The 18,252-nt window shown below is 36.8% G+C and carries 18 protein-coding genes and 2 other annotated features; of the genes, 3 read left to right on the forward strand and 15 right to left on the reverse strand.

Annotated features, from left to right (window positions below; genetic code table 11):
* Positions 1-15: 15 nt before the first annotated feature.
* The 3 genes from polX to zapA all read right to left on the reverse strand — a co-directional run bounded on the left by polX (position 16) and on the right by zapA (position 2,755).
* Positions 16-1,734: a DNA polymerase/3'-5' exonuclease PolX gene (polX, locus tag ACLIBH_RS11120; protein WP_439316773.1), complete on the reverse strand. Its 1,719-nt coding sequence runs from the start codon at positions 1,732-1,734 to the stop codon at positions 16-18.
* Between the two features lie 198 nt (positions 1,735-1,932).
* Entirely contained in the window at positions 1,933-2,487 is a 555-nt protein-coding gene (locus ACLIBH_RS11125; protein ID WP_439316774.1) for a CvpA family protein, read from the reverse strand.
* A gap of 7 nt (positions 2,488-2,494) precedes the next feature.
* Positions 2,495-2,755: a cell division protein ZapA gene (zapA, locus tag ACLIBH_RS11130; RefSeq protein WP_439316775.1), complete on the reverse strand. Its 261-nt coding sequence runs from the start codon at positions 2,753-2,755 to the stop codon at positions 2,495-2,497.
* An 806-nt stretch (positions 2,756-3,561) separates the two neighbouring features.
* Here zapA and rnhC point away from each other — a divergent pair.
* Positions 3,562-4,494 carry a ribonuclease HIII gene (gene rnhC, locus ACLIBH_RS11135; protein WP_439316776.1) on the forward strand — a complete coding sequence of 311 codons (933 nt, stop codon included), beginning with the start codon at positions 3,562-3,564 and terminating at the stop codon, positions 4,492-4,494.
* Positions 4,495-4,572: 78 nt separating this feature from the next.
* On the opposite strand, the gene pheT is transcribed toward rnhC, so the two are convergent.
* From pheT to ACLIBH_RS11150, 3 genes are all read right to left on the reverse strand, one after another.
* Positions 4,573-7,002 (reverse strand): phenylalanine--tRNA ligase subunit beta, encoded by a 2,430-nt coding sequence (gene pheT, locus ACLIBH_RS11140; RefSeq protein ID WP_439316777.1) that lies wholly within the window; start codon positions 7,000-7,002, stop codon positions 4,573-4,575.
* Between the two features lie 15 nt (positions 7,003-7,017).
* On the reverse strand, positions 7,018-8,052 hold the full coding sequence (gene pheS, locus ACLIBH_RS11145) for a phenylalanine--tRNA ligase subunit alpha (RefSeq protein WP_439316778.1): 1,035 nt from the start codon (positions 8,050-8,052) through the stop codon (positions 7,018-7,020).
* 372 nt (positions 8,053-8,424) lie between these two features.
* Positions 8,425-9,162, reverse strand: a complete 738-nt coding sequence (locus tag ACLIBH_RS11150; RefSeq protein WP_439316779.1) for a TrmH family RNA methyltransferase — start codon at positions 9,160-9,162, stop codon at positions 8,425-8,427.
* Between the two features lie 97 nt (positions 9,163-9,259).
* On the opposite strand from ACLIBH_RS11150, the gene sspI reads away from it, so the two are divergent.
* Together sspI and ACLIBH_RS11160 are read left to right on the forward strand one after the other, a co-directional pair.
* Positions 9,260-9,484 (forward strand): small acid-soluble spore protein SspI, encoded by a 225-nt coding sequence (gene sspI, locus ACLIBH_RS11155; RefSeq protein WP_439316780.1) that lies wholly within the window; start codon positions 9,260-9,262, stop codon positions 9,482-9,484.
* Between the two features lie 443 nt (positions 9,485-9,927).
* On the forward strand, positions 9,928-10,518 hold the full coding sequence (locus tag ACLIBH_RS11160; protein ID WP_439316781.1) for a lytic transglycosylase domain-containing protein: 591 nt from the start codon (positions 9,928-9,930) through the stop codon (positions 10,516-10,518).
* A gap of 88 nt (positions 10,519-10,606) precedes the next feature.
* Here ACLIBH_RS11160 and ACLIBH_RS11165 read toward each other — a convergent pair whose 3' ends face one another.
* The 9 genes from ACLIBH_RS11165 to ytxC all read right to left on the reverse strand — a co-directional run.
* The gene (locus ACLIBH_RS11165; protein ID WP_439316782.1) at positions 10,607-11,692 is read right to left on the reverse strand and encodes a M42 family metallopeptidase; all 1,086 of its coding nucleotides are present in this window, start codon (positions 11,690-11,692) and stop codon (positions 10,607-10,609) included.
* 19 nt (positions 11,693-11,711) lie between these two features.
* A complete protein-coding gene (locus ACLIBH_RS11170; RefSeq protein WP_439316783.1) occupies positions 11,712-12,197 on the reverse strand; it encodes a dUTP diphosphatase in 486 nt (161 codons plus the stop codon).
* Positions 12,198-12,282: 85 nt separating this feature from the next.
* Entirely contained in the window at positions 12,283-12,855 is a 573-nt protein-coding gene (locus ACLIBH_RS11175) for a TVP38/TMEM64 family protein (protein ID WP_439316784.1), read from the reverse strand.
* Between the two features lie 53 nt (positions 12,856-12,908).
* Positions 12,909-13,181 carry a DUF1294 domain-containing protein gene (locus ACLIBH_RS11180; RefSeq protein ID WP_439316785.1) on the reverse strand — a complete coding sequence of 91 codons (273 nt, stop codon included), beginning with the start codon at positions 13,179-13,181 and terminating at the stop codon, positions 12,909-12,911.
* A gap of 262 nt (positions 13,182-13,443) precedes the next feature.
* Positions 13,444-13,800 carry a 50S ribosomal protein L20 gene (rplT, locus tag ACLIBH_RS11185; RefSeq protein ID WP_439316786.1) on the reverse strand — a complete coding sequence of 119 codons (357 nt, stop codon included), beginning with the start codon at positions 13,798-13,800 and terminating at the stop codon, positions 13,444-13,446.
* A gap of 40 nt (positions 13,801-13,840) precedes the next feature.
* A complete protein-coding gene (gene rpmI, locus ACLIBH_RS11190; RefSeq protein WP_439316787.1) occupies positions 13,841-14,035 on the reverse strand; it encodes a 50S ribosomal protein L35 in 195 nt (64 codons plus the stop codon).
* Between the two features lie 26 nt (positions 14,036-14,061).
* Entirely contained in the window at positions 14,062-14,565 is a 504-nt protein-coding gene (gene infC / locus ACLIBH_RS11195; protein WP_439316790.1) for a translation initiation factor IF-3, read from the reverse strand.
* A gap of 100 nt (positions 14,566-14,665) precedes the next feature.
* Positions 14,666-14,795 (reverse strand) — a sequence feature (ribosomal protein L20 leader region).
* A 420-nt stretch (positions 14,796-15,215) separates the two neighbouring features.
* Complete coding sequence (gene thrS, locus ACLIBH_RS11200; RefSeq protein ID WP_439316788.1) at positions 15,216-17,165, reverse strand: threonine--tRNA ligase; 1,950 nt, start codon at positions 17,163-17,165, stop codon at positions 15,216-15,218.
* A 98-nt stretch (positions 17,166-17,263) separates the two neighbouring features.
* Positions 17,264-17,488 (reverse strand) — a binding site (T-box leader).
* A gap of 56 nt (positions 17,489-17,544) precedes the next feature.
* On the reverse strand, positions 17,545-18,252 hold a 708-nt coding region (gene ytxC, locus ACLIBH_RS11205), incomplete at its 5' end, for a sporulation protein YtxC (protein WP_439316789.1).

Here is an 18,252-nt window from a genome sequence, read left to right on the forward strand (position 1 = left end):
TCTCCTTTATATCGCTTATTTATGTCGATTTAAAAATTGTTGTAATTTATCTTTTTCCCACGTATTAATAACGGTTTCTTGCTTTACCCAGCCGCGCACCGCAGTTCGAATACCATACTCCATATGCGAGAACATATTATAACTATGTGCATCCGTATTTATTGCTAGAAGAGCGCCCATTTCTTGTGCAACCTTTGCCCAATGTGCAGATAAATCCAATCTGTTCGGATTCGCATTTATTTCTAGGACGGTTTCTGTTTCGATTGCCTTTTCAATAAGTAATTCCATATTTACTGCATAGTTATTCCGTCTCCCGATCAATCGCCCTGTTGGATGAGCAATCAAGTGTACATACGGGTTTTCTAACGCAGTAAATAAACGATGCATAATTTGCTTTTCCGTTTGATTGAAGCTTGAATGTATCGCACCAATTACAAAATCCATTTCCTTTAAAAAGTCTGAAGTAAAATCTAATGAGCCGTCCGCTAAAATATCCATTTCAACACCTGCAAATATATGAATATCTGAATATTTTTCATTTAAGCGACTGATTTCTTCTCGTTGCTTGCGTAATCTCGTTTCATTTAAGCCGTTAGCTACTTTTAACGCTTTTGAATGGTCTGTTATCGCAATATACTCATATCCAATAGAACGTGCATAATTCACCATCTCTTGCACCGATTGTGCCCCATCACTCCACGTCGTATGCATATGTAGATCCCCACGTATATCTCTTTTATCAATATAATGAACAGGTGATTTAAATTGCTCTAACTCTCCTCTATTTTCTCGCAACTCAGGTGGGACATATTGCAAGCCAAAATGCTTAAAAAATGCACGTTCGGATTGAAATGTTAGTACTTCATTTGTACTTTCTTTCACAATTCCGTATTCATTGATTTTCTCTCCGCGTATTTTGGCTAATTGACGCATGCCGATATTATGTTCTTTGGAACCTGTAAAATGATGCAATGTCGTTGCAAACTCTTCAATAGTAACGATCCTAAAATCAACAGAAATAGTATAAACATCTTCGATAACGACGGATACTTTTGTAGGCCCGTTTGCTATAATTTCCTTATTATTTTTAAATTCAAGTAATCTTTTCCGCACAGTATCCGGAGATTTCGTTGCAATAATAAAATCGATATCTTTAACCGTTTCTCGCATGCGTCTTAAGCTGCCTGCCAAAGAAAACGTATCTATTTCACTCACTGTTTTTAAATAAGCTTCTACTTTCTCTGCTGCTTGAAGCATAATTCCAATTGGCAAACGTTCTGGTCGTTTATTATGCTCAGACAATGCTCGCAATATATTTTCGCTCGTTTTTTTACCGAATCCGTCCAATTTTTCCACTTGGCCATTTTCACAAGCAGATTTCAAGCTTTCTCCATCAACAACGCCTAGCTCTTGATACAGCTTTGCTATTTTTTTGCCGCCGAGTCCCGGCAACTGAAGTAACGCTATTAATCCAGCTGGAATCTCCTTCTCCAAATTGCGCAATGTTTCTGACTCGTGATTTTGCAAATAATCTATAATAACCGTATTTGTTCCTTTTCCAACACCTTTGATCTTAGTGAAATCATCAATATCGGATAGAGAACGTTCATCGCGCTCCAAAGCTGCAGCAGCTTTTCGATATGCAGATATTTTAAACGGATTTTCTCCTTTTAATTCGAGATAAACGGCTATCGTCTCAAGCAGCTTTATAACGTCTTTTTTATTTTTTTCCAATTGACCATCACCCGCTTTTATTCATACTTTCTTAAACGTAATACCCGTTTCATGAAAAGAACTGATTCAATTATACGACATTGCATAAAGCAAACAAATGTGTATTCTTTCTTGAATCAGTCCTTAATTTATATATTTTCTATTTCATTTCCTATTTATAAGGGAAATGTTAATTTCCTTGGATAAAAATTCATCCTGTTAAAATGGTAATAGTCCAAGTAAATCAGTAAACCATAACGATTTCATTTTTTCAGATAAAAAAGGTGTGTGCTTGATCATAAATAAAGCGATCGATGAATCTTGTATCTTGTCTTGAATTACCAATACAGGGGTTAAAGCAAATATATATAGTAAAATAAACAAATATAAATACATTTCTAAAAATCCGAAGACGGCCCCGCCAATTTTATTTAACGAGCTTATTATTGGAATGTACGATACAAAATCAAGCATTGAAGCAACAATCTGTAAAACTATTTTTGCAGCAAAAAATAGGATAATAAAGGAAACGGCATTATAAAAAGCGGTTTCCAGCGGTAAAGAATCCAAAAATAATGCCCACGTCCCGTCACCGGTCAAGTCTGGATATGGGATCCACAAAGCAATTTTCGGTGCAAGCTTTTTATAATAAATAACAGCCACAATAAAAGAACCAATAAAACCGAATAAATGAAAAACCTGTAGAACAAAGCCTCTTTTTAAGCCAATAAGAAAACCTAATAGTAATAAAACGAGTAATATGAAATTCACCATGTTCCGTTTATCCTCTTTCCTCTTCTATTAAACTTAATAATGTTTCATACTCTTCTTTTAATTTTATGTAATCATTCATTGTATTGACAGCAGTAAGTACAGCCAATCGTGTTGTATCTAAATATACATTAGACTTCTGGATCTCATGCATCTTTTCATCAACAAGACGGGCAATTTGTTGTACATGGTTCGGTGACTCTGTCCCAACGATCGTATACATTTTTTTATGTATTTCTACGGTAATGCGGGTTTTTTCTTGATCAGTCACACCATTTCCTCCTATAAAAAAATAGTACACTTTATCTTAACATGAAAGCTAGCTTTTAGGAAACCGTTGTAAAACGGGGCGATTGAGTCACGTATTTGTAGGTGGATAGTTCAATTTTTGAAAAACACCCTTTTTGTATCAATTATTCTGTTTTTTCCTACACTGTTGCTACCGTCTTGACTTATACTTCGCTTTCCATGGGCAACACCTCAATTTAATAAGCTTCGAGAACTTCTTAAATTTGCTGTTCCATTCGTAAACAGGAGCAATAAAACGCGAAAGAAAGTAAATTACAAAAAATAGTTAAGAAAAGCTCATATCGTCTTATCACAACCATTTTTCGCAATTAGTATAGAGTGAATGAGCGAACAAACATTGCTCAAATATATTATGACATATTAACCGCTTATTTTATAGGTTCAAGTGAATCATATATGTATGAGTAAAATGTTTGAGGGGGAACAGATGCACGAATCTAACTAGATAATATGTGATCAATTTTATTTCGAACGAAATACACATGAATAACACCGTTGATTTTCACTGCAGGTGGATGCTTTCCGCGGGCACGGCTCCAGCCTCCTCGGAAGAAAACCACTTCCTGCGGGGACTTCAGACGCGTGCTATTCCCACTCTACTGCGGTCGGTAGGAATCAATACTAAAATTAACGAATACAAAGAGAGGTTTTTTAACTTCTTAAAATAACACCCACAAATACGTGACTCAATCATCGTATATCAAGCTGTTTATTTTTATTCTTTCTTTTGCTATAGTTTACAATAAGAAAGAAATGAGGAGAAAATACATGCCGCAAAACGTATATCATTGCTCTAATGAAACAATTAAAAAGATGGAACAAGCGTACAATCACACGCTCGTATCATCACCCCCTGGAGCGGTATTTCGAGCGAAAACGGACGATGCTGTTATTACTGCTTATAAATCAGGGAAAGTTATGTTCCAAGGCCATGCTGCACAAAAAGAAGCAGCAAAATGGAACGGTATAGCACAAATTGGGGAGACAAAGTCAGCTAACCAGCCGAACGAAGACGAGCAGACATCCAACCTTGCTGAAAAAAATCATATCGGTTCAGATGAATCAGGTACAGGCGACTATTTTGGACCAATAACAGTTGCGGCAGTATATATAGAGCAAAAACAAATACAGCAATTAAAACAGATGGGCATTCAAGACTCTAAAAAAATAACAGATAGGAATGTGCTAGAGCTCGCTAAAGCAATTGCAACTAAGGGTATCCCGTATTCGCTTTTAATTATGCACAACAAAAAGTATAATTCATTACAAAAGGCTGGTTGGTCACAAGGGAAAATGAAGGCTATGTTACACCATCACGCAATTCAACTCTTACTCAAAAAGATTGAAAGTGCACCGTATGAAGGGATTGTTATCGATCAATTCTGTACGCCGATTGTGTATAAAAATTATTTGGCTTCTGAAAACGAAAAGCTGTTAAACCATACACTTTTCAAAACGAAGGCGGAAAGTTATTCGATCGCTGTAGCTGCTGCATCCGTTATAGCACGAGCAAGCTTTTTAAAAGAAATGGACAAGCTATCTAATCAATTAGGCTTCCCTTTGTTAAAAGGTGCTGGGAACAAAGTTGATCAATTAGCTGCAAAAATAATTCGCTTAAAAGGCGAAGAAGTTTTATACGAATATGCAAAGGTTCATTTTGCAAACACGAATAAAGCGATGCAATATAGTAATAATTGGTAAAACAGCCAACTTCTTAAAATATCATCAATAAAAAACCATCCCACATACGAAAGTGGAATGGTTTTTTATTCTCCTCATTTACATACGTAGTTTCGCATTAAATGATTCACAAACTTGTTGAACAACCTCTGTAAATGAAGCTTCAACTTCCTTATCTTTTAACGTTTTATCCGGATGCTGATAATGGAGGCTGTATGCAATTGATTTTTTATCTTCCGCAACATTCTCTCCAGTATAAACATCAAATATATCAACTTTTTTAACTAAAGGCGCACCAACTTCTTCTATTTTCTTTTGCACGTCTGAAGCAACGATATCTTTATCGACAATAAAGGCCGCATCACGCATAACAGATGGATATCTAGGAATGGCAGAATACTTCGGAGTATCATCTGTTAGATTCATAATGCTTTCTAAGTTTAAGTCAAAAACATATGTTTCTTTTAAATCAAGACTTTTTGCTAATGCCGGATGAATTTGACCTACAAAACCGATTCTCCTATCATTCGCATCTGTAAGAACTGCACACCTACCTGGATGCATATCTTGTACCTTATCTTGTTTCCACTGGATTGGAATGTTTAAAAATCGCATTAAACCTTCAATAATCCCTTTAACGACAAAAAAGTCAACCTGCTTATGCTCTTGTTGCCATTTATGTGCGACCCAATTACCTGTCAAAGCTCCTGCCAGTCGCTTCACTTCATTTGGTTGTTTCGTCAATTGCTCTTCATTTGTAATAAAAACAGACCCAATTTCATAGTACGCGATATCCTGCTGCGCGCGCGCTTGGTTGTATGCCACAGTTTGTAATAGTTCTGGCAAAATGCTTAACCGTAAGTATTGGTGATCTTCCGTCATCGGCATTGCTAATCCAATCGGTACTGGAGATAATTGTTTAATTTCCGGACTTATTAACTTTTGAACGGACGATTCATTCGTTAAAGAATACGTAATCGTTTCGATCAATCCAGCGCTCTGTAAATAACCTTTTATTTTGCGTTTTAACTTTTGTGGCTTACTCAACCCACCTGGCTGTGAAGAATTAGCTGGCAACGTAAAAGGCAATCGATCATACCCATAAATTCTGGCTACCTCTTCCAGCATGTCTTCAAATATCGTAATGTCCCCGCGTCGTGTTGGTATTGATAAAGTAAACGTGTCCCCATCTCGATCAAATGAAAAACGAAGCTTCGTTAAAATTTCTTCAACTTCCTCGTTACTAATATTTGTTCCTAGCCGTTTGTTTACAGTCGTCCGATCCATAACGATCGTCTTTTCGTTTCGATCTAAAGCATCGAATTCTGCTGTACCAGCCAACACAGTCCCATTTGCATACTTTTGCAGCAGTTGACATGCTCGAATACCGGCTTGCTTTACTCGATTCGGATCTACACCTTTTTCAAATCGAGTACTTGCTTCACTTCGTAAACCAGTATGCTGAACAGTTTTGCGTACTGAAGCAGAGTCAAAATAAGCTGCCTCTAATAATATCGTACGTGTATCTTCATGCACTTCTGTATCTGCCCCACCCATAACACCAGCTAGAGCTACTGGTGTTTCACCGTCAGTTATAACTAAATGCTCATTGGAAAGCGTACGTACTTGATTGTCTAAAGTTGTAATGTTTTCACCAGAACGGGCACGACGTACGTGTATTTGCTTTGAGTTAAGTCGATCATAATCAAATGCATGCAAAGGCTGACCATACTCCAAAAGTACATAGTTCGTAATATCTACGACGTTGTTTATCGGACGAATTCCTGCAGCTATTAAATAGTTGCGCATCCACAAAGGTGCTTGTTTAATTTCTATATCCTTAATAATAAAGGCACCATAATACGGAGTTAGCTCCTTATCCTCTACTGAAACTGTTACATAGTTTGTACTTGCTTCATCGGCTGTTTCAACTGTTTCATCTGGTAGGTGAATGGATGTACCTAAAATAGCCGATACATCATAAGCTACCCCAAGCATACTAAGCGCATCCGCTCGGTTCGGTGTTAAGTCAAACTCAAGCACTGTATCATCTAAGTTTAATATAGACGTCGCGTCTTCACCTATCGAAACATCATTTGATAAAACAATAATTCCTTCCGCCATATCTGTCGGTATATATCTTTCTTCTACACCTAGTTCTTTTAATGAACAGATCATGCCGTTCGATTCGATACCACGAAGCTTAACTTTTTTTATTTTGAAATTCCTAGGCAGTATCGCACCTGGCTTTGCTACTACAACCTTTTGTCCTTGTGCGACGTTCGGTGCTCCACATATAATTTGTAGTTTTTCTGTTCCGACATCAACGTGGCAAACATTTAAACGATCCGCATTCGGATGTTGCTCACACGATTCAACATACCCAATTACAACATTTTCACTCGGTGGTGCAATCGGATGGATACCGTCTACCTCTATCCCAGACTTCGTAATTAACTCAGCAAGTTTTTCCGGGCTTAAATCATTAAAGTCAACATAATTTTTCAACCAATTCAGTGATACTAACACGGTCTTTGACCTCCTCTATGCATTATGAAACTGTTTTAAAAAGCGGATATCATTTTTATAAAAATGACGAATATCATCAATCCCGTATTTAAGCATTGCAATACGGTCTGGTCCCATGCCAAAGGCAAATCCTGTATATACATCTGGATCATAGCCTGCCATCGTCAAGACCTTAGGGTGAACCATTCCGGCACCTAGAATTTCAATCCAGCCTGTTTTTTTACATACCGAGCAGCCCTGTCCACTACATACCTTACAAGAAATGTCCATCTCTACAGATGGCTCGGTAAACGGAAAGAAGCTCGGTCGAAGGCGAATTTCACGTTCCTCACCGAATATTTTTTTTGCAAACGTATTTAACGTACCTTTGAGATCGCTCATGCGGACATTTTTATCTACGTATAGCCCTTCGATCTGAGTGAACTGATGCGAATGTGTGGCATCATCGTTGTCTCGACGGTACACTTTTCCTGGGCATATCATACGAACTGGGCGATTCCCTTCCAGTGCTTGCATCGTCCGTGCTTGTACGGGAGAAGTATGTGTGCGCATCAGCAATTCATTAGTAATATAAAATGTATCTTGCATATCTCGTGCCGGATGCCCTTTCGGAAGATTTAACGCTTCAAAGTTAAAATAGTCTGTTTCTACTTCGGGACCTTCTCTCACTTCATATCCTAAGCCGATAAAAATATCTTCAATTTCTTCAATAATAGAAGTTAAAATATGCGCCCCACCTATATTTACTGGTCGTCCAGGCAACGTTATATCAATTGTTTCCTTTTCTAACTGCTTTTCCAATTCAATTTGTTCAAGAGTAGCCTGTTTTACTTCCATAGCTTTTTCAATAGCTGCTCTTACTTGGTTCGCTAATTGACCAATAACTGGACGTTCTTCCTTTGACAATTGTCCCATACCTCGCAACACATTTGTGAGGGAACCTTTTCGGCCTAAATACGTAACATTTAATTGTTGTAGTTCTTTTACAGAATGTGTATCTTCAATCTCACTTAACGCTTTTTGCTGTAATAAATCCAATTGTTCTTTCACAAATAAACGCCTCCTTTAATTATTAAAAATAGAGATCATTTCCGCCGTACAACAGAAATTTACGAAACATAAAAAAAGCCCTATCCCAATAAAGGGACGAGGCTGTGATTTCGCGGTACCACCCTTGTTGACATGTAACATGTCCAACTCATTTCTGATAATGGAAAACTATCCAGAACGCCTTTACTTATACGTACAAGGTCTCGGCGCCAGCTCCAGGATGAATCATAACAATCTAAGCGATAGGATGCTTCCAGTCATAGGCAATCCCTTCCTGTACCGCTCGTCAATCGTTACTTGGTCCGTTCATAGCTTTATACATATTCATTTGTACCTGTCATTATTATATGTAAATTTGACAAAGCATGCAAGTTAACTGCGAAAATAATACATTAGTATACTCGCTGCAACACTTACATTTAACGATTCTGCTTGTCCGTAAATTGGAATTTTAACGGTTTTATCTACTAATGCTAAAATATTTTTTTGAATACCAGCGCCCTCATTTCCGACAACAATTGCTACCTTGTTATCTTTCTCTGCTTCTGAATAATTTACTGCACCAGTTAGTGCTGCTCCCCATATTGTAAACCCTTCTTGTTTCAAACATTTTATTTGTTCATCAAGGCGTGCATGAAAAACAGGCAGGTGAAACAATGAACCTTGTGTTGCTCGAACAACCTTATCGTTATACATGTCAACCGTACCATGACCCGCTATTACGGCAGAAAAACCCGCAGCATCCGCCGTGCGTATCATCGTTCCAAAATTTCCCGGATCCTGCACTTCGTCTAATAACAAAACATAATTACCACGAATACGGTTCGCTTGCTTTATTTTTACAACAGCTGCAATTCCTTGAGGTGCTTCCGTTAATGATAAATGATGGAAAACCTCTTTGGTACATACTGTTACCGGATAGTCTTCACACCAAGAAGGATATGACACACCATCCTGAACAATGATATGTGTAATTTTCCAAGTGCTACGTTTTGCTTCTTCAATAAGATGAAAGCCTTCAATTAAAAAAGATTGTGTTTTTATTCTTTCTTTTTTTGAGCGGAGCTTCCGCCACTTTTTTATATGTTCGTTTTGTAATGAACTAATCATTTTTTTCAATCCTATACATTATTTTCTTTTATCATACATACTTGCGAAGCGAATGGTCAAACTATGTGATAAATCATTTATAAAGGAGCGAAAATTTATGGACTTAAATTTACGAAAAGCTATTATTGAAAATATAAAAGCAAATGATCCACAGCAGTTAGAAGCTACGATCGTTGAGGCAATTAAAGAAGGGGAAGAAAAAATGCTACCAGGACTTGGTGTTTTGTTTGAATTAATATGGCAGCAATCAAGTGACGAAGACCGTAATGAAATGATTCATTCGCTGGAGCAAGGTGTGAAGCAAGCAGCATCCGACATTTAGTGTATTTAAACGTACTCAATTTATAGCAAAAGGCGGCGACTCCAGCGTGAAAAGCATAAGACTTGAGTTTCCGCAGCGAGCGCAAGAGGCTCAAGCCATGCCCGCGGAAGCGTCCGCCGTCCGTTACAAGTAATGGCCCAACAGATTTAATAAACAAAATATTAAGCGAAAAAAATATTTCCTAAACACACTGTACGAGAAGCAATGCATATGAAAGGAATATATCCTTCTAGAAAATTGTAGCAAAATTTCTGTCTATCGTTATTATGTAAACGGCGGTAACAGTACTTTATTAAATTAGATTAATCTATACGGAAAGGATATTTTTCAAGGTTGTAACTATATACAGACATACGTGACTCAATCCGAATTTAATCGTCCCTTGCCATTTTTTTATATAAGACGTATGATATTAGTAATCATAGTTGCATAAGGAGTTACATATGAATATCCAACACTTTCAACAAATGATTCAGCATAAGGCAATGTCCATCATCGCGTCAAATGAGCAGGATTCGTTTAATATCCATTCACCTATTGCGGATCTTCCTTTCAAGCAATTACTTCAAGCTAAAATTAATCATGCAACACTGTTAAATGAGCCCGCTTTTCCGATAGAAAAATACCCATCCGTAAAGTCTTCTAAACAAGCAGCCCCTGCGACCTATTCAGACATCGTCCATGCTGCTGCTAATAGGTATCAAGTTGACGAAAAATTAGTACACGCTATTATAAAAACGGAATCCAATTACAATACATATGCAAAGAGTAAAGCTGGCGCAAAAGGGCTTATGCAATTAATGCCAATTACCGCCAAGGGATTAGGTGTTAGAAATGTCTTTGATCCGCAACAAAATATAGAAGCTGGAACAAAATACATTAGCCAAATGCTCCAAAAGTATAACGGAAAAATTGAATTAGCCTTAGCAGCGTACAATGCCGGTCCAGGAAATGTCGATAAATATCAAGGCATCCCTCCTTTTAGTGAAACAAAAAATTATATTAAAAAAGTGATGCAACTGTATAAAAGCTAAAAAACACTCCGTACTTCCTTTATGTACAGAGTGTTTTTCTTATTAAAAAGATGATTTTAACTTTCTCACAAGACGAATCATCTCCACATTAGGACAAAATTATTTCCTTTACAGTATCACGGTCAAGCTTTTTAATCGCTTCTACGATGAGCTTAACTGCATTTTCAAAATCGTCACGATGCAAAATAGCCGCATGGGAATGAATATAACGCGTAGCAATCGTAATCGATAATGAAGGTACGCCATTTGCTGTAAGGTGAATGGCACCAGAATCCGTCCCTCCACCAGACATTGAGGAATATTGAAAAGGAATTTGCTGCTCCTCTGCGATATCAATAATAAAATCTCTAAGCCCTTTATGCGAGATCATTGAGGCATCGTATAAAATAATTTGCGGTCCTTTTCCGAGTTTACTATCCGCATCTTTATCCGAAATCCCTGGCGTATCTCCAGCAATTCCGACATCTACACCAAACCCAATATCTGGATTAATAGCATGTGCTGAGGTACGAGCTCCTCGCAAGCCTACTTCTTCTTGAATTGTTCCAACTCCGTATACGATATTCGGATGCTCCACATCTTTCAATTGCTTTAAAACTTCAATTGCTATTGCACAACCAATTCGGTTATCCCAAGCTTTAGCCATTAACATTTTTTCGTTTTTTAACGGGGTGAATTCGAAATAAGGAACGATTGAATCTCCAGGTCGAATACCGAATTCCATCGCTTCTTCTTTATCAGAAGCTCCTACATCAATAAACATATCTTTAATTGCAACTGGTTTTTTACGAGCTTCAGGCGATAATATATGTGGTGGTTTTGATCCAATAACCCCGGTCACATCCCCTTTTGCTGTCATGATTGTTACACGCTGGGCGAGCATAACTTGATTCCACCAACCGCCTACGGTTTGAAAATAGATAAATCCATTTTTATCGATCCGAGTTACCATAAAACCTACTTCATCCAAATGACCTGCAACCATAATTTTTGGACCGTTATCATTCCCAGTTTTTTTTGCAATTAAGCTTCCTAGGTTGTCCGTAAATAATTCATCTGCAAATGGCTTTATATACTTCTCCATTACCTGTCGCGCTTCTTTTTCATGCCCGGAAATCCCTCTTGCATCTGTTAACGCTTTGAGCATTGTTGTCGTTTCGTCCATTTTCTTCATTTGTAATCGTTACCTCCTATTAATAGCCGGCTTGCTGTCTTTCATAGTTTATTTCATTTTTATCTTTGTATGCCTTTTGAATATCTTTTTCATTAAAGCCAAGGGTCTTTCCTAATTGTAAATACCGTTTAAATAAATTCTTATAATTCTCTACCGATGGATGCTCGTAAAATAAAGTACATGCGGCAAATACATTGTTAAATTGAGCTGTTTCGGAATCGCTTTCTACTTCAAATTGAATCGTTTCAAGTATGTATCCTTTTTCTATTCCGAGCGATAGAATAAAATGAATATTGTCCACGTACTCCTCTAAAATTACCGATGATTCGTTACGAGATTTTGTACTCCAAAACTTGAAACATCTCGTTTCATTCGCAAGTTCACCAAGCTCTACTAACAAAGCTAAATATTTCTTTTCAAATAAATTCTTGTCCGAAAGCGCATGCTTATCGACAATATATTGATCGAGTGCCGCCTGCATCGTAAATAACTCTTTCCAATTCACTGTTTTTTCTCCTCTTCTATATCTAAGCATAGACTTTCCTCGATTGTATCATTTTTTATGCGAAAGGTTTAGTTAAACCCTATCTTTATACCGTCATTTGGAAAAAGTCATTCCATTTAATGTGTATTTCTTTTCTACGAAGCCAATAAATGAATGGTATTCCAACGAGACTAACTGCAAGGATATAAATAGGAGCTAATCCTACAATACCTTGACCAATAGATGTATAAATAAATGCGAAAGGGATATTAGTAATTAATGAGGACTTTATATAGTCTTTGAATGACGAAGAGATTTCGATAAGACATAGAGATAATAAATGAAAATGAATAAAAGGAATAAGCCGTAATAAAGCGATTTGTTTTTTCGTTAACAACGATCGTTTGCCCATCCATTTTTCTTTTAAATAAAAGATGCGTCGAAACGTTTTAGGCATGTTATGCATTAATCCATAAAACAAAATGCTTGATAACGTTATTCCAATTACAGAATAAAGAGTACCGCCAATCGTTCCAAATAGCATGCCTCCTGAAATACATATAAAAATAACTGGAAGAAAAAATAATGGCCTTATTAAATGAAAGCTAATAAATAAAAGAGGAGCTAACAATCCACCTGACTCGATAAAAGAAACAATATGCTGTCCAACGTGCTCCATTTGAATCCCCCTTTTTTAGCTCGTGTTACATTTATATGACAATAGACGAGCCTTTATGACAAAAAGAGGAAATAGAAAAGAAAGCATATCTGGAGTACAAGTAAGACCGGCATCCCAATATAAAAAGAAGGATGCTTTGTTTTATGCCGAAACAATTGCATTGCAGTCATCGTCCCAATTGTCCCTCCTAATAAACTTAGCAACCAAAACGTACGCTCTGGAATTCGGTATTGTTGCTTTATAGCTTTCTGTTTATCTATACGCATTAATAAAAAAGCGACTATATTTACCCCTATAACATAATATACAAAACTTGATATCCCCATTATTTTGCGCTCCCATCCTGTAAATAAGGTCGGTATTAAATACGAGTAACAACTAGCGGTTTAATTCTTCTTATCACTTTTCATCTAGATAAAAAAGAATGCTCGTAACTATACCTATACTTGCATCGCCACTTGCCAGTCTATAAACAGACTAAAGCTACTATGTTAAGTCCATTATTGGTTGTTATGTAAGTAAAAAACCCGAACAATGATTCCATCATGCACGTGAATCAGTTCGGATTTTTATAATTATATATTTATATTACTTTAGTGCTGTTTTTGCTTTTTCAACAAGCTGAGCAAATGCTTTTTCATCGTTAATTGCAAGCTCTGAAAGCATTTTACGATTAATTTCAATACCAGCTTCTTTTAGACCATGCATTAACTGGCTATATGAAATATCATTCATGCGAGCTGCAGCATTGATACGTGTAATCCATAGCTTACGAAAATCACGTTTCTTTCTTCTACGGTCACGATATGCATACTGACCTGACTTCATTACTTGTTGTTTTGCTGTTTTAAATAAACGGTGTTTCGAACCGTAATATCCTTTTGCTAATTTCAATACGCGTTTACGACGTCTACGCGTAACTGGTCCACCCTTAACTCGTGGCATAATAATGACCTCCTAATATCACTTTCAAATTTAATTTAGCTTATTTCGGTAACATTGTATTAATTCTTTTTAAGTCTCCTGCAGATACCATTGCAGATTTACGCAATTTACGCTTTTGTTTTTGTGATTTATTTGCAAACAAGTGACTTGTATATGCATGTGAACGTTTTAAGTTACCTGAACCGGTTCTTTTAAAACGCTTTTGCGAACCTTTGTGTGTTTTCATTTTAGGCATTCTTAATTCCTCCTAGAAAATAGTACTTATTTTTCACTAATAGGTGCAAGCATCATAAACATGTTGCGCCCTTCCATTTTTGCCTTTGATTCAACGGTTGAAATATCTTTTACTTCTTCCGCAAGACGATCAAGTACTTCCTGTCCTAATTCTTTGTGTGTAATCGCACGTCCACGAAAACGGACGGATGCTTTCACTTTATCGCCATTATCTAAAAACTTCCGAGCATTTCTTAGCTTCGTATTAAAATCATGATCGCCAATTCCCGGCGTGAAGCGCACTTCTTTTACATTTATTACTTTTTGCTTTTTACGTGCTTCTTTTTCTTTCTTCTGCTGTTCAAAACGGTACTTTCCATAGTCCATTATTCTACAAACAGGAGGCTTTGCTCCCGGGGCAACAAGGACCAAGTCTAAGTTTCGTTTTTGAGCAATTTCCAATGCCTCTTGACGTGACTTCACTCCAAGCTGGTCACCATTTGAATCGATTAAACGCACCTCTCGAGCACGAATCTTTTCATTTACATTCATATCTTTGCTAATATCCAGCCACCTCCGCATTATTTTTTGTTCTTGTGATCTATAACGGACAAGTAATAATAAGTAATTATTAAATCCCACCATTTTTACGGAAAAATAAAAAGTGTGGATGTATAGATACACCCACACGTCTCCCTTGTTTTTACATAAAGAAGTTGTTAAACCAGCCAACTGCAAAAGTGCGTTGATCAGGTGAGAAGCGGGTGCTCCTACTTGTCATTAGATCATTTTATTAACTACAATAGTATAGCATGTGTCATCATGCATGTCAAATTAGTTTTTTTTAGGGATTGAGTCACGTATTTGTGGGGGTTATTTTAAGAAGTTAAAAAACCTCTCTTTGTATTCGTTAATTTTAGTATTGATTCCTACTTACCGCAGTAGATATACACTACGCTTTCCGAGGAGGCTGAAGCCGTGCCCGCGGAAAGCATCCACCTGCAGGGAAAATCAACGGTGTTATTCATGTGTATATCGTTGGAAGTAAAATTGATCACATATTATCTAGTTAGATTCGTGCATCTGTTCCCCCACAAACATCTTACTCATACTTTTTTAGGAATAACGTCGTCTTTACAAACCCCATACTTAACAATAGATAACTTAATAATGGTAACGCCTACGATAAGCTAAAGTGATTTTTAGCTATCAGCTGGTCGTTTTTGAGCAATTTCATTTTTTAGTAGATCAAAAAACGCGCTGAACTCTAACGTAGTTGTTTCCTTTTTACCGTAACGACGAACGTTCACTGTGTTCGCTTCTTTTTCTTGATCTCCAACTACGATCGAAAAAGGTATTTTTTGCGTTTGAGCTTCCCTAATTTTATATCCAAGCTTTTCTTCTCGTTCGTCTACTTTAACCCGAATACCTGCTTGCTTTAATTGATCTGCGAGTTCTTTCGCATAGTCAAGGTGCGCCTGTAACGATACAGGTATAATTTTCACTTGCTCTGGAGCAATCCACGTTGGAAACGCACCTTTATACTCTTCGATTAAGAAGGCGACGAATCTTTCCATTGTTGAAACGACACCCCGGTGAATAACAACTGGACGGTGTTCTTTTCCATCTTCACCAATATACGTCAAATCAAATTTCTCGGGTAATTGATAATCAATTTGTACGGTTGATAATGTTTCGTCATGTCCTAGTGCAGTTTTCACTTGGACATCAAGCTTCGGTCCATAAAATGCAGCTTCACCAATCGCTTCAACATATTCAAGACCCATTTCATCCATCGTTTCTTTAAGCATTGCCTGTGCATGCTCCCACATACGGTCATTATCAATATACTTTTCTTTATCCGCTGGATCTCTGTACGATAACCGGAAATAATAATCGGTAATATCAAAATCATTATATACGTGCTGGATAAGTTCAACTACACGGATAAACTCTTCTTTTAACTGTTCAGGTCTAGCAAATATGTGTGCATCATTCAGTGTCATACCTCGAACACGCTGCAAGCCGGCAAGTGCACCTGACATTTCATACCGATGCATTTGTCCTAATTCTGCAATACGAACGGGTAGGTTACGATAACTGTATAAGTTATTTTTATACACCATCATATGATGTGGACAGTTCATTGGACGCAAAACTAAATCTTCATTATCCATTTCCATAATTGGAAACATGTCCTCGTTATAATGGTCTAAGTGGCCGCTCGTTTTATATAAATCAACACTGCCAAGAACTGGAGTATATACATGATCATAGCCAAGTCTTTCTTCCAAATCTACAATATACCTCTCAATTGTTCGACGTATTGTAGCCCCTTTCGGTAACCACACTGGTAACCCTTGACCTACCTTTTGACTAATCGTGAATAACTGTAGTTCTTTACCTAGTTTTCGGTGATCACGCTCTTTACGCTCCTGTAATATTTGAACGTATTCTTTTAGCTGGCTCTTTTTTTCAAAAGCAGTTCCATATATTCTCTGCAACTGTTTATTCTTACTATCTCCACGCCAATACGCACCAGAGATACTTAATAACTTAAATTGTTTAATTTTACTTGTAGAAGGAACATGAACTCCTCGACATAAATCAAAGAACTCTCCTTGTTTATAAATCGTTACTTGTTCATCTTCAGGAATCATATCAATAAGCTCCAGTTTTAAATGATCGCCTATTTCCTGGAACATCTTTTTAGCTTCTTCTCTTGTAACTTCTATTCGTTCAATTTCTAAGTTTTCATCAATTATCCGTTGCATTTCTTTCTCTATTTTAGGTAAAGCCTCAGGCGTTATCGACTCTTCCATATCAATATCGTAATAAAAGCCTTCTTCAATTACAGGTCCTACACCGAATTGGACGTTCTTATATAATCGTTTAATTGCTTGCGCTAACGTATGTGCTGTCGAGTGACGTACAATATCCAAACCTTCTTTATCCTTATATGTTACTATTTCTAGCTTGCCACCCTTTTTCAATGGTCTATTTAAATCAACCATTTTACCATCAAGCCTGATTGCTAATGCTTGCTTCTTTAATCCAGGCGAGATTGAAGCTGCAATCTCCGCACCTGTTGTTCCGACCGCATACTGTTTTTCTGCTCCGTCTGGAAAAATAATGTTAATATTGCTGGACAACTTTTCCACTCCTTTATATACATACATAATTACAATTAAATAAACATGCTGTTTTCTCGGTTGGATACAACTAAAAAACCCGTCTCTTTGCATGTTTGCAAAGGGACGAGTATTAATCGTGGTTCCACCCTAATTTCTGTAGTAAATAGTACACTACAGCTTAAATTATCTTTAACGCAGAATATACGCTACCGTGTACTATATTTTCCACAGCAGAGTTCAAAGGTGGTAATCATTTGTCAATATAGCAGAAGCTTCCAGCCACAGACTTCTTTCTCTTTCTATATCGTTACAAATAATCATGTCCTTATCGTTACTTTTACACTAATTTTATAATTATATATTATATCGGTAATATTGTCGTTAAGCAAGAAAAACACTATTCTTTTCCTGCAATTCGAAAAAACGGAAATTGACGAACGGAATGAAAGCGAACACGTTCTTGAAACACATTAATAATAGTTAACGTTTTTGGCTCTGAAGAATTATTTCCGTAAATATGAATTCTTTCTGGGGCGATTGTAATTAGTGGTGCAAGATTTCGTTCATTCCTATCTAATCCAACAATATATAGCGGCTCTCTCTCCATTAATGAATGTAAATCATTTTGTGTTAGTTGTCTTCCATTTGCCTGATAAAACGTAAAGTGATTCCCTTGTAGTACATGAATTTCTTTAAAAATCGTCTTTTTCTTTTGTACATATTCACGTAGCATTTGAATAAACGCCTGGTGGTCTTCTTCTCTTTTAAACTCATCAATTGCTAATCCGACATCATAAACAAGTCGTTCTTTAAAAGAATTTAACTGAAATTGTATAATCGAATCAAAATGAATGACTTTAGAGCTTTTAATATTTGTCATAAAGAGGGAATACAAACTGCTTTTCGGCTCCATTTCTTTATGTCTATCAATCAGCTTAAACGCTTCTTTATCTTCGCCTGATAAAGCACCGTAAGCAATCTCACATATCCGCTCAATCTCATAAATATTTGTATAAAAATAATATTTTTGAATGACTTGTTTAATCATTCGCGATAATCGAAACACAAAAAAGACATGCACCATTGAGTCTGCTATTTCTTGTAA

Origin of the sequence: Virgibacillus sp. W0430, assembly GCF_051846935.1 — a bacterium.
Classification (GTDB): Bacteria; Bacillota; Bacilli; order Bacillales; family Amphibacillaceae; genus JBPYCR01.